The 12,256-nt window shown below is 70.2% G+C and carries 12 protein-coding genes; 5 read left to right on the top strand and 7 right to left on the bottom strand.

The genetic code is table 11. The features are described 5' to 3' along the window. The first annotated feature begins 1 nt into the window (after position 1). Entirely contained in the window at positions 2–700 is a 699-nt protein-coding gene (locus DIE17_RS28545; protein ID WP_124522644.1) for an RES family NAD+ phosphorylase, read from the top strand. A 100-nt stretch (positions 701–800) separates the two neighbouring features. On the opposite strand, the gene DIE17_RS28550 is transcribed toward DIE17_RS28545, so the two are convergent. Beyond that, a complete protein-coding gene (locus DIE17_RS28550; RefSeq protein ID WP_124522646.1) occupies positions 801–1,526 on the bottom strand; it encodes a metallophosphoesterase in 726 nt (241 codons plus the stop codon). Between the two features lie 136 nt (positions 1,527–1,662). On the opposite strand from DIE17_RS28550, the gene DIE17_RS28555 reads away from it, so the two are divergent. Next, on the top strand, positions 1,663–2,316 hold the full coding sequence (locus tag DIE17_RS28555) for a DUF1345 domain-containing protein (protein WP_124486449.1): 654 nt from the start codon (positions 1,663–1,665) through the stop codon (positions 2,314–2,316). A gap of 196 nt (positions 2,317–2,512) precedes the next feature. On the opposite strand, the gene DIE17_RS28565 is transcribed toward DIE17_RS28555, so the two are convergent. Further along, positions 2,513–3,256 carry a class I SAM-dependent methyltransferase gene (locus DIE17_RS28565; protein ID WP_124921414.1) on the bottom strand — a complete coding sequence of 248 codons (744 nt, stop codon included), beginning with the start codon at positions 3,254–3,256 and terminating at the stop codon, positions 2,513–2,515. Positions 3,257–3,557: 301 nt separating this feature from the next. Here DIE17_RS28565 and DIE17_RS28570 point away from each other — a divergent pair, with 301 nt between their 5' ends. Beyond that, positions 3,558–5,222 (top strand): DUF3459 domain-containing protein, encoded by a 1,665-nt coding sequence (locus DIE17_RS28570; RefSeq protein ID WP_124921415.1) that lies wholly within the window; start codon positions 3,558–3,560, stop codon positions 5,220–5,222. Between the two features lie 37 nt (positions 5,223–5,259). Here DIE17_RS28570 and DIE17_RS28575 read toward each other — a convergent pair whose 3' ends face one another. The 5 genes from DIE17_RS28575 to DIE17_RS28595 form a co-directional block, all read right to left on the bottom strand. Continuing rightward, on the bottom strand, positions 5,260–5,844 hold the full coding sequence (locus DIE17_RS28575; protein ID WP_124921416.1) for a thiamine phosphate synthase: 585 nt from the start codon (positions 5,842–5,844) through the stop codon (positions 5,260–5,262). Positions 5,845–5,866: 22 nt separating this feature from the next. Further along, entirely contained in the window at positions 5,867–7,207 is a 1,341-nt protein-coding gene (locus DIE17_RS28580; protein WP_124486445.1) for a hemolysin family protein, read from the bottom strand. A 76-nt stretch (positions 7,208–7,283) separates the two neighbouring features. Then, complete coding sequence (locus DIE17_RS28585) at positions 7,284–8,063, bottom strand: sensor histidine kinase (protein WP_124921417.1); 780 nt, start codon at positions 8,061–8,063, stop codon at positions 7,284–7,286. Positions 8,064–8,130: 67 nt separating this feature from the next. Continuing rightward, on the bottom strand, positions 8,131–9,054 hold the full coding sequence (locus DIE17_RS28590) for a DMT family transporter (protein WP_124921418.1): 924 nt from the start codon (positions 9,052–9,054) through the stop codon (positions 8,131–8,133). Between the two features lie 41 nt (positions 9,055–9,095). Continuing rightward, positions 9,096–9,953: a LysR family transcriptional regulator gene (locus DIE17_RS28595; RefSeq protein ID WP_124486442.1), complete on the bottom strand. Its 858-nt coding sequence runs from the start codon at positions 9,951–9,953 to the stop codon at positions 9,096–9,098. Positions 9,954–10,062: 109 nt separating this feature from the next. On the opposite strand from DIE17_RS28595, the gene DIE17_RS28600 reads away from it, so the two are divergent. Beyond that, complete coding sequence (locus DIE17_RS28600; RefSeq protein ID WP_124486441.1) at positions 10,063–10,446, top strand: tautomerase family protein; 384 nt, start codon at positions 10,063–10,065, stop codon at positions 10,444–10,446. Between the two features lie 139 nt (positions 10,447–10,585). Next, complete coding sequence (locus DIE17_RS28605) at positions 10,586–12,217, top strand: CHAD domain-containing protein (RefSeq protein ID WP_124921419.1); 1,632 nt, start codon at positions 10,586–10,588, stop codon at positions 12,215–12,217. Positions 12,218–12,256 lie beyond the last annotated feature (39 nt).

The raw sequence follows: 12,256 nt of genomic DNA on the forward strand, positions 1-12,256 counted from the left end.
GATGCCGATCGAAGCAGTACAGCACTGGCCCATGACCGTCGTCGACTGGGCACCTGCCTATCGCGTGATTCCCACTCGTTTTCCAGCCATCAACCTGTTCGACCGCGTCGCGTCCGCCGAGGATTTCGATGCGCTCTATGCGCTCGAATCGCTGACCAACGATCGCATTCGCAACGAAGTCGGCACGCTCGAACTCGTGCCGCCGGCGGAGCGTCGCTACGGCCCGGGCTGGGGGCCGATCATGGCCGCGTTCACGCATCTGAATCCGCAGGGCAGCCGCTTTTCGGACGGCAGCTACGGCGTGTTCTACTGCGGGCGGTCGCGCGATACGGCGATCGCCGAAACGCGCTATCACAGCGGGCTGTTCCTGGCCGCGACGAAGGAGGCGCCGATGCGTCAGCAGATGCGGCTCTACACGGTGTATGCGCAGGGCGACGTCGCCGACGTGCGCACGTGGCCGCAGCGCAGCCCGGCGCTGCTCGATCCGCTCGATTACGGCGCGGGGCAGGCACTCGGCCGCGCGGTGCGCAACGCGGGCGGCGCGGGGATCGTCTATCCGTCGGTGCGCGACCCGCGCGGCGAGTGCCTCGCGGCGTTTCGCACGACGCTGCTGCGCGATTGTCATCACGCTGCGTATCTCGAATACAACTGGAACGGATCCGCGATCGATGCGGTGTTCGAGCTGAACCAGGTGGGTTAGCGCAGTGCTCGCGCACGCAAACGCGCGCGCGTGAGCGTGAGTCCGCCGAGGGTTGCCGGCCCGCGGCCTGCGCAGGCCCGTTATCGGCGTAAACGTGGGCCTAAGGCAGCGGCAGGTCGCCCGCATGACGCGCGCGCGCGTCGGCCTGCGTCAGCGACCACGTGTCGCCCGTGCGCGGCTCGACGATCGTCAGGCGTCCCGACGGTGCGAACGCGCCGGTGTCGATGAACCATTGCGCGCCGATGCGCTGCGGCGCACGCACCGGCGTGTGGCCGGTGCAGGTCAGCGACAGGCCGGCCTGCCGGGCCGGGTCGACGAGCCCCTGGACCAGGTCGCGCCCCCAGATCAGCCGCTCGCGCACGTCGGGCGAATAGCTGCCCGCGTCGAGTTCGGCGTCCGGACCGAGGAATTCCGCATGCAGCACGTTGAAGCGCGCGGGGCCGTCGCCGATCACGCGTACGAGCGGCAGCGCGTCGACGCGCGCCGCGTGCGCGTGCAGCCGTTCCGGCGGGAGGTCGGCGCCCCAGTCGCCGCCGATCCCGCGCCACGCATCGTGCGACAGCTTGCCGCGCGCGACGAGGCTCAGCACTTCTTCGTGATTGCCGCGCACCACGTGGCACCACGGGCGGTCGAGCAGCTCGAGCGCGGTTTCGGACGCGGGGCCGCGGTCGACGAGATCGCCGACCGAGAACAGCCGGTCGCGAGCCGGATCGAAGCTGATGTCGTGCAGCAGCGCGCGCAGCACATCCACGCAGCCGTGCAGATCGCCGACGACGAAGTCGCGGCCGGCCGCGTTCGCGGGATGGTGGCAGAGGACGGGAGTCATCCCGATATCTTAGGCGCTCACGCCAGTCGCAACGTCATGCAGGAATGGCGATAATCGGGGCGGTACCCGCCGGCGCTGCCCGGCGGGCAGTTCGCACGCGGGCCGAACCCTTTCCATCCGCTTTCGGAATCACACGATGACGCTTTATCCGCAGGTATTACGCAACCGGCCGCGCATGGTCGCCGCCTTCGCCGCGGGCGTGCTGTGCGCGTTGCTGCTGCCGTTGCAGTTGAGACCGACCGCGCGTGCGCTGATCGGCTGGGATTGCACGGTCTGGCTGTATCTCGTGCTGATGTGGGGGCGCATGGTCACCGCACATCACCACCAGGTGCGCGAGATCGCGATCCGCGAGGACGAGAACGCGACGACCGTGCTGACGGTCATCTGCATCGCGACGGTCGCGAGCGTCGCCGCGATCGCGATCGAGCTCGCCACCGCGAAGAACGTCGGCTTTCGTGCCGGGCTCGGCCACTATGCGGTCACGGGCGCGACGCTGTTCGGCGCATGGTTCCTGATCCCGACGATCTTCACGCTGCACTATGCGCGGCTCTATTACGGCTCGCCGAGCAGCGATCGCGCGCTGCGGTTTCCCGACCGCAACCCCGAGCCCGACTACTGGGATTTCCTGTATTTCGCCTTTACGCTCGCGGTCGCGTCGCAGACGGCCGACGTGTCGCTCGCGAATCGCTCCGCGCGCCGCGCGGTGCTCGCGCAGTCGATCCTGTCGTTCTACTTCAACATGGCCGTGCTCGGGCTGTCGATCAACGTCGCGGCAGGGTTGCTGAGCTGACGCGGATGACTTGAGCCGTTCTTACCGATCGCCGCGCTCGAGCTCGGTGGTCGGCGGCCCGCGCGTGGCTCGCTATCGAGACAGCGAGCGATCTGCGGATGCGTGCCGCCGTCGCCACGCGCCATCGCGGCTTCGAGCGGAAAGCTCGTCCGGATGGTGGCCGCGCTGACGCTGCGGCTCGCCGCCTCGCCCCGACTCACGCCGACTCACGCCGACTTACGCCGTCACGCGCCGCGCCGCGCCGCACCGCGATCCACGCGCCCCAGAACAGGCTCGAGAAAAAGCGCAGCGGCGCATCGAAGCCCGCATCGTGCAGCAACGCGAAGACGGCTTCCTCGGCAGCGGGCGGATCGGCGCCCTGCAGGATTTTCGCCAGCTGCGCACGCACGGCGTCGGGCGTCGCGCCCTTCATCCGCCAGCGCTGCTGCCAAGCGTCGAGCAGGCGAGGGTGCTCCGCATAGCGGCGATAGTTGGCCGCGATCACGAGCGGTGCGCCGGGCTTCAGGCGGCGCGCGATCGCATCCAGCAGCGCGGCCTTCGCCGCATCGCCGGGGACGTGATGCAGCACGCCGATCAGCGTCGCGCCGTCGAACGCCGGCGCATCGGGCAGTGCGTCGACGCCGGCCTCGACGAATTGCGTGCGGGCGGCGAACCCCGCCGCTTCGACGTTGGCACGCGCGAGCGCGAGCATCGGCGCGGACGGATCGACGGCCGTGAACTGCCAGCCCGGTTCGAGCGCCGCGGGCACGCAGATTTCCTGCCCCGTGCCGCCTGCGCCCACGACGAGGAGCCGCGCATCGCGTACACCGATCGCCGACGCGAGCATGCACGCGGCGAGTTCGTGGCACGCGTCGTAGCCGGCGAGCGCGATGCGGGATTGTTCGGCGTATTCGTGCGCGCGTGCCGGATCGAACTTCGCGGCGCTGGCGGGGAGCGACATGGAGATTCCTCGAATTCGGGCGCGGGCGGGGTGCTCACGCGCATCGCACCGAGCGTAAGCGCGGGGCTGCGGCGCAACAAGGCGAGCAGCCATTCCGGTATGCGAACTACCCGATTCTGCGCGCATCGCGACGCAATCGATGCCGGGGTCGATTCGCATTTAAAAATGTGAGGATTCGATGCGTCGCGATCGTGAAAGCGGCGCATACTTTTCTTCCCCCCTGCCTGGCCGTCGCATGCCGGGCCCGATGCGCCGCGCGAATCGCGCGGCCATGCCGCTCGGCACGCACGAGGAGCGCATCATGTCAGATTGTCCGCACGATCCGTATGCGCAGCACTTCATACACTGCCTGCCGTCCGGCGCGCAGCCCTGCGGTGCGCTCGGCACGTCGCCGCGCACGCATTTCCGCGTGTGGGCGCCGGGCAGCACGCATGTTCAGCTCGAACTCGATACCGGCTCCGGCCCGACGCTCGTCCCGATGATGGCGGCCGGTCCGCACTGGTTCGAAGTGTTCGTCGAATGCGGTGCGGGCGCGCGTTACCGTTACCGGCTCGACGATGTCGTGTCGATTCCCGATCCCGCGTCGCGTTCGCAACCGGACGGGCTCAACGGCCCGAGCGAGGTCGTCGATCCGCGCGCGTTCACATGGCGCAACACGTTCTGGCGCGGCCGCCCGTGGGAAGACATCGCGCTGTACGCGATTCGTCCGCACGCGGTGGGCGGCTTCGACGGCGTGCGCCGCCGGTTGCCGCAGCTCGCGCGCCTCGGCGTGACCGCGCTGGAGTTGCTCGCGTCGCCGCACGACAGCCTGCCGTTCGCGCCGCTCGCGTCCGAGGGCGGCCCCGACGCGCTGAAGGCATTGATCGACGCCGCGCACGGCTACGGTCTCGCGGTGCTGCTGGAACTCGATTACGCGCGCTTCGGCAGCGGCACCGACGCGCTGCGCCATTACGCGGTGCCGTTCTTCCATACGCGCGACGATCCGCTGCAGGCGGCGCCGCTTGCGCTCGACCATCCGGAAGTCTGCGACTTCTTCTGCGACAACGCGCTGTACTGGATCGACGAATACCGTTGCGACGGCCTGCGGCTGCGCGAGGCCGACCGGATCGGCACGTCGTGGCTGCGCGAGATCGCCGACCGCGTGCGCGCGGCCGTGCCGGCCGACCGGATGATCCACCTCGTGCTCGGCAGCGAGCGTCATCCGGTGCACCTGGCCGATACGCATTTCGATGCGCAGTGGAACGGTTGCGGAGAACGCGCATTGCACCGGCTGACGGGGCGCGACACGTCGGCGCACGAAGGGATTTCGCCCCACCAGTCGATCCACACGCTCGCGCGCGCACTGACCGCGGCAGGCGCGGCGTTCCAGCCGGCCACGGCGGGCGACGGCCCGTGCGCCGAAGGGCTGTCGCTCACGTCGCTGGTGCTGTCCGACGGCGCGTGGCGCGAGAGCGAACAACGCGACAGCGAACAGCGCGACAGCGAGCAGGCGGCGGGCCTCGCGGCGCTTGCGTTGTCGCTGCTCACGCCGCAGATCCCGCTGATCTTCGACGAAACCGCGCGCGACGTCGATCGTGCGCATTTCGTGCAGTCGGCGCTCGCGGTGCGCGCGAAGCTGATCGCGCCGCGGCTGTCCGATTGCCGGCCGCAGGACGCGCATGCGCTGAAGGCGAGCGGTGACGGCGATGCCGACGCGCTGCTCGCGTCATGGCGGCTCGCCGACGACGAGACGCTGACCATCGCGTTGAACCTGTCGCCCGACGCGGTGCCGTTCGATGCGCCGCGCGGGCAGGTCGTGTTCGAGACGCCGGCGCGCGCACGCGACCGGGTCGACGAAGGGGAGTTGCCGCCGTATTCGCTCGTTGCGTGGCTGACGGGCGACGTCAACCAGTACGCGCTGACGCACGACGTGCGTCGGATCGACGACCGCGCATGGCGCGCGATGCGTCCCGCTCCGCACGCGTGATGCCTGGCATGCCGGGCGCTGGCGCGCCCGGCCGCGCTTACCAGAAGCTGCGAATGCCCGCGACGCCGTACGCGCCGTGGCGGCGCGCGTCGTCGAGATGCGCGCGCGTCATGCCGCCGAGCGCATAGACCGGCATCGCGGCCTGCGCGGCCAACGCAGCGAACTGCGTCCAGCCGAGCGTCGGCGCGCCGGGATGGCTGAGCGTCGGCAGCACGGGCGACAACGTAACGAAATCCACGCCCGCGCGCGCGGCCAGCACGAGATCGTCGGCCGCATGGCAGGCGGCCGACATGCGGCGAGCGGCCGGCAGCGGCCGTTGCGCGACGGCGCGCAGCGCGGCGCCGTCGAGATGCCAGCCCGCGCCGTCGAGCCGCATCACGCCGGCCGCGTCGATCGGCCCGTTGAGCATCAGTTGCGCGCCGGCCGCGTCGCAGCGCGCGAGCGCATCGGCGGCCAGCCGCGCGAACGCGGCCGCGTCGAACGACTTCACGCGCAGCTGCACGAGCGTCTCGCCGCGCGCGAGCACGGCCGACAGCGTGTCGAGGAATGCGTGGCAATCGGCGGCCGACGCGGACGCCGGCTCCGGCGTGATCACGCAGCAGCGCGGCAGCGTCGGCGTCATCGCGCGCGGCCCGCGGCGGCCGTCATTCGTCGGCCTCCTTCGCGATCTTCGGATAGACGCGCACCAGCACGATGCGCGGACCGTTCATCTTCTTCACGACGACGTCGAAGCGATCGAACGACACGCGCTGCCCTTCGGTCGGCAGATCGCTGAGCGCCTGGATCACCAGGCCGCCGACCGATTCCGCACGCCCTTCGTCGATGTCGATGCCGAGCGCCTGCTCGAGCGACACGACGGGCAGGCTGCCTTTGCCCATCAGCGTGCCGTCGTCGAGGCGGCTCCAGTCCGCGTCGCCCTGGCGGAACTCGTCGTGGATCTGGCCGACCAGCGCACCGAGCAGGTTGTCGAGCGTCAGGAAGCCGATCGGCTTCTCGCCCTTGTTGCCGACCAGCGCGAAGTGCGGCGCGCCCTTGCGGAAGCGGCGGAACAGTTCCAGCGCCGGCGTGTCGGGCTTCACGTACTGCACCGGGCGCACGTAGTCGGACAGGTCTTCGAGCGCCGCCCCGGCGTGACGCGCGAGCAGCAGGTCCTTCAGGTGGATCAGCCCGCTCACCTGCTCGCGCGACGCATCCTCGAACAGCGGATAGCGGCTGAAGCGGTGCCGCGCGACGATTTCCATGTTGTCGGGCAGCGGCAGGTCGCGGCGCAGGCCGATCATTTCATGCGCCGGCCGCATCAGGTCCGACACCGTCATCGACGAGAAATCGAGCGAGTGCGCAAGCGTGTTCCACTCGTCGTTGGTGTACGTGCCGCGCGCCGGCTGGGCCGCGTTGCCCGCGCTGCGGCGGCTGCGCAGGATCAGCTTCAGCTCGTCGGTCGAGTAGTGCGCATCGCCGCCATGGTCGGCCGACAGGCCCGCGAGCTTCAGCACCGCGTTCGCGCTGGTATTGAGCACCCAGATCGCCGGATACATCGCCCAGTAGAACGCGTAGAGCGGCAGCGCGACCCACAGGCCGACCTTCTCCGACTGGCGGATCGCCATCGATTTCGGTGCGAGCTCGCCGACCACGATGTGCAGGAACGAGATCAGCGAGAACGCGAACACGAGCGAAATCAGGTGCACGATGCGTTCGGACTGCACGCCGATCAGGTCGAGCAGCGGCCCGATCAGTTCCGCGAACGCCGGTTCGCCGACCCAGCCGAGGCCGAGCGACGCGAGCGTGATGCCGAGCTGGCAGGCGGACAGATACGCGTCGAGCCGGCCGTGCACGATCGCGAGGATGCGCCCGCGCAGGCCGTGCTTGCGGGCAAGTGTCTTGACGCGCGTCGCGCGCAGTTTGACGAGGCCGAATTCGGCTGCGACGAAAAACCCGTTGAGGGCCACCAGGAACAACGCGCCGATGAGCGCGAAGATCTGTAACAAAGAATCGCTCCAGTCATGACAGGCCCAACAGTATAGGGCCGGAAAGGGAAATGTAATGTGTCGGGCGGCCGATGGCTTACACCGGCGCCTCGCTGGGGACGGTGAGCGACAGGGTGACGGCGGCGCCGTCGGCGAACGGGGCGTGGGTGAAGGAGCCGCCGTGCGCGAGCGCGACACGCTGGCACAGCGCGAGCGCCGCTGCGACGCGCTTCGCGTCGCGCGGGTGCAGCATCTCGCGGCGCGCGAACGGTTCGAATGCATGCGGCAGCGCCGGATCGGCGAGGGCGGCGGCGTTCACGTCGCAGGCGACGTGCGCGACGTACTGCGCGCCGTCACGCGCGCACGTGAACGTCACGCGGCTGCCGGCGGCGCTGGCTTCGACGGCCGTCGTCAGCATCGTCCAGAGCGCCTGCGCGATGCGCTCGCGGTCGGCGGTCAGCGACGGCTCGCCGTCGGGCAGCGTCGCGTCGACGCTCACCTGTCGTGCGTCGGCGAGTGCGCAGCGCACCAGTGCGAGCGTGTCGTCGAGCAGCGGGCGCAGCGCGAACGGCTGTGCGGCGATCGCCAGGGTGCGCGTTGCCGCGCGCGGTGCGTCGAGCACGTCGTCGATCAGCGCGACCTGCTGGTCGATCCCCGCGCGGATGCCCGCGAGCGCGCGTTGCAGGTTCGGGTCGGCGCTGGCGAGCTGGCGCTCGAGCACGTACGCCCAGCTGTGCATCGCGTTCAGCGGGCTGCGCAGGTCGTGCGAAGCGATGGACAGCGCCTGGTCGCGCTGGAACAGCGCGGCCTCGGCGGCATAGTGCGCTGCGCGTTCGCGCAGCAGGTCGGCGGCGGGATCGACGGGAGTGGACGTCACGGGGCTGGCCTGTCGGAAGCGGTTGGCATGAAAAGCACGCGAACCGCCATTATAGGGATCGTGCGTGTCACGCCGGCAGCGCGTCCTCGTCCTTTTTCCGTGCGTCGCCGTTCGGCAGCAACTGGCAGGCGAGCAGGCCGGCGAGCATCAGCGCGCAGCCGACCAGCGCGCGCAGCGTCAGCGTCTCGCCGAGCGCGGCCCAGCCGGCGATGGCTGCGAACACCCCCTCCATGCTGAAGATCACGGCCGCGTGCGCGGGCGCCGCATCGCGCTGCGCGACGACCTGCAGCGTATAGCCGACGCCGACCGACAGCAGCCCGCCGTACAGCAGCGTCGGCAGCGCGCGCTTCAGCATCGCGAGGTTGACCGGCTCGATCGCGAGGCCGGCCGCGAGGCACAGCACGCCGCACGCGACGAATTGCAGGAACGCGAGCACGAGCGGATCGTGCCGCTTCGCGAAATGGCCGACGGTCATCACGTGCGCGGCGATGACCACGGCGCCCGCGAGCTGGAACCAGTCGCCGTAGAGCACCGAGAAATGCTCGTCGATGCTGAGGAAGTACAGGCCGAGCGCCGCGAGCAGCGCGCCGAACCACGTGCCGGCGCCGATCCGGTGGCGGACGAACACGCCCATCAGCGGCACGATCACGACGTACAGCGAGCTGATGAAGCCCGCGTTCGCGACCCGCGTGTACTGCAGGCCGACCTGCTGCAGCGAGATCGATACGGCGAGCAGCACGCCGAGCGCGAGGCCCGGCGCGAGCAGGGCCGGCTCGCGGCGAATCGCCGCGAACTGCGCGCGCGAGCCCGCGTTGACCATCAGCAGCGGGAGCAGCACCAGCGCGCCGAGCAGGAAGCGCAGCCCCGTGAACAGGAACGGCCCGATCACGTCGAGGCTCAGTCGTTGCGCGACGAACGCCGAGCCCCAGATCGCGGCGGCGGCGAGCATCAGCAGGTTGGCACGGAGGTGCTTTCGGGCGTCGGGTTTCATCGGAATTCGTCAGGGGATTGCGGGCAGCGGAATCGCGTAGTTTACGCCGAGATTGCAAGGCTGTCGGAAAACCTGCGAAGTGCGGCCGCCGCGCGGGCGTCGCGCACGCGTGAATACAGCACGACCTGCGAATGCGGCAGCGGCGGCAGCCCGAATTTCGTGCCGACGTCGACCAGCGTGCGCGGCGCGACCCGCCGGGCCAGCGGGCAGACCGCGAGCCCGGCCGCGGCGGCGGCCGTGACCGCCGCGACGCCGCCGCCCGTAAAGCGCTCGCGCCACGGCCGCCCCGCATGCTCGAGCGCACGCAGCGCGGCGGCCCGCACGCCGCACGGCCCGGCCAGCACCGCGAGCGGCAGCGGCTCGCCCGCGCGCGGCGCCCAGTCGGGCGCAGCGAGCCATGCGAGCGGTTCGGTGAACAGCAGCGTGCCGTCGTCGCGCGGCGGATCCTCGCCCGGTTCGTGCCGCACGATCGCCGCGTCGAGCCGCCGTTCGTCGTATTGCGCGAGCAGGCTCGCCGACATGCCCAGGTGCATCTCCAGCGACAGCCCGGGATCCTGCCGGTGCAGGCTCGTCAGTACGGCCGGCAGGTCGGGCACCGCGACGTGCTCGCTGACACCGAGCGACAGGCGGTGCGTGCCGGCCGAAATCGCGCCGAGCGCCTGGTCGTGCGCGTCGAGCAGCGCGCGGGCGGCCGGCAGGAAGTTCTCGCCGTCCGCCGCCAGCTTGACGACGCGCGGCGTGCGTGCGAGCAGCGGCTTGCCGAGGTGCGCTTCGAGCCGCTTCAGCTTCAGGCTGACGGCCGATTGCGTGGTGCCGAGCGCGTCGGCGGCGCGCGTGAAACTCGCGAGATCGGCGACCAGCACGAATGCGCGCACAGCATCGAGGTCGAGGACTTTCATTGCAAATGTAAATGAATGAAATATCGGATGATGACTGTTCATTATAGTTCTGCGCGCCTAACCTGACCTTGCGTTTCCGATTCTCAACGTCACCGAAAGGAGCAGCACCATGCCATTCACCCGTATCGCAGTGCGCGAAGGCAAACCGGCCGCCTACCGTGCGGCGCTCGTCGACGGCGTGCACCGCGCGCTGATGCACACGTTCAACGTGCCCGAAGACGACATCTTCATGGTCGTGACCGAGCATTCGGCCGAGAACTTCTTCTTCGGCCGCCACTACCTCGACATCGAACGCAGCGACGATCTGGTGATGGTCCAGATCACGGCGAACAATACGCGCACGCTCGAGCAGAAGCAGGCGCTGTACCGGACCATCGCCGAGAATCTCGCGCGGCAGCCGGGCGTGCGGCCGCAGGACGTCTTCATCAGTCTCGTCGAAGTGCTGAAGGAGGACTGGTCGTTCGGCAACGGCATCGCGCAATACGCCGTCTGATACGTCGTTTGATGCGTGACAGGGGCGACAGGGCCAGATCGTCGCCAGCGCATGTTGGCCGCGTGTACTATGGAAGCTGCTTCACGGACGACGCCGGCACGGAGGACGTGCCGGCGATTCTTCATGTGCAGGAGCCTCCATGTCGCGTGTGCTGGAAATCGTGTTGTGCCTGTCGCTGGAAGGTTGGCCGGTCAGGGCGGGAAGCCGGGCCCGTGGTGAGCAGCGCGACTTCGGCGCCGAACTCGTCCGTGCGTGGCGGATCTGTCCGCAGGTGCGGATGCGGCGCGGCCAGGAACGCGTGACGATCGAGCCATGCCAGGTCGAGGAAGCCGAGCCGAGCCCCGGCGAGTGCTGGTGGACGTGGATCGAGTCGAACGCGCACGGGCGGCGGGTCGTCGCGTCGCGCACGAAGGCATTCGCGCCCGGCGTCGTGGAGCGCGAACTGTTCGATGCCGAACACGCGGGCATCGCGGTGGCCACGCCCGCATCGGCGCCGATCGCCGATGCGGATGCGCCGCAGGCGACCGGCGAGGGCGACCGCGTGACGCCCGACGCCGTTGCCGAAGCGGCGAGCGCCGCATCGTCCGGGCCGGCGCCGTTGCGGCTCGTCAGCGAGCGGCGGCGCGGGCGCTGGGCGGACGACAGCGGCGTGGTGGTCGAGATGACGCTCGACGACATCATTCTGCACCGTGGCACCGAACCACCGCGCCGCCAGGTCGAGTTGCGCCTCGCGGCGCCCGACTGGGAAACCGTCGCCGCGCGCACGGCCGCGCTGCGCGCCCTGTTCGCCGCCGCGCGCGAGCTAAGCGGCGCATGGCCCGCGTTCGTGCAGCTCACCAGCGTGATCGATCGCGCGTGCGCGGGCGAGCCCGCCGTCGCCCGGCCGGTCAAGGCGCAACTCGTCGACCTGACCGGCATCCGCACGCAGCGGGCCGCGCTGTTCGCGCTGTCCGGCGACATTGCCGCGCAATGGCTCGGCAACGAGGGCGGTGTGCTCGATCGCGACGATCCCGAGTTCGTGCACCAGATGCGCGTCGCGCTGCGCCGGCTGCGCACGCTGATGCGCTTCTTTCCACGCTTCGCGGACGAGCAATGGAAGGACACGTTCGGCGCCGACTTGCGCTGGGTCGCGTCGCTGCTCGGCACGGTGCGCGACTGGGACGTGTTCTCGACCGAAAGCCTGCCCGCGCTGATCGCGGCCGACGGCGGCAGCGCCGACTGGGACGGCACGCTCGACGCCGCACGCGTCCAGGCGACGGCGGCGCGCGTCGAATTGCGCCAGGCGTTGCATTCGGCGCGCTATGCGCGCCTGACGCTCGGCTGGCTCGAATGGCTGAGCGCGCTCGCGCTGCCGCCGGCCGCCGGCGACGACGACACGCCGTCGCTGCGGCGCCACGCGACCAAGCGCGTGCGGCGGCTGTTCGGTCACCTGTATGCATCGCCGTCGCTCACGTCGCTCGACACGGCCGCGCGGCACCAGGTGCGGATCGACGCGAAGCGGCTGCGCTACGCGCTCGAGTTCTTCGCGTCGCTGGCCTCGCGCCGCACGCGCAACGAAACGGTCAAGACGCTCGCGCGCGTGCAGAGCGTGCTCGGCGAGGCGAACGACACGATCGTCGCGCTGCATCATCTCGAGCAACTGGCGGCGCCCGCGTACCAGCTCGGTTTCGTGCGCGGCTACGGTGCGGCGCTCGAGCAACGCGCCGCGCGCGACGCCGAGGCGCTGCTCGCGAGCCTGCGCCCGCCGAAGCTCGACGGCAAGCCGCGTTGAGCGGCGCGCGCTCACTATAATGGCCACCCGTTTTCCTCC

This window comes from Burkholderia sp. Bp9099 (genome assembly GCF_003857805.1).
In the GTDB taxonomy this organism is placed as follows: domain Bacteria; phylum Pseudomonadota; class Gammaproteobacteria; order Burkholderiales; family Burkholderiaceae; genus Burkholderia.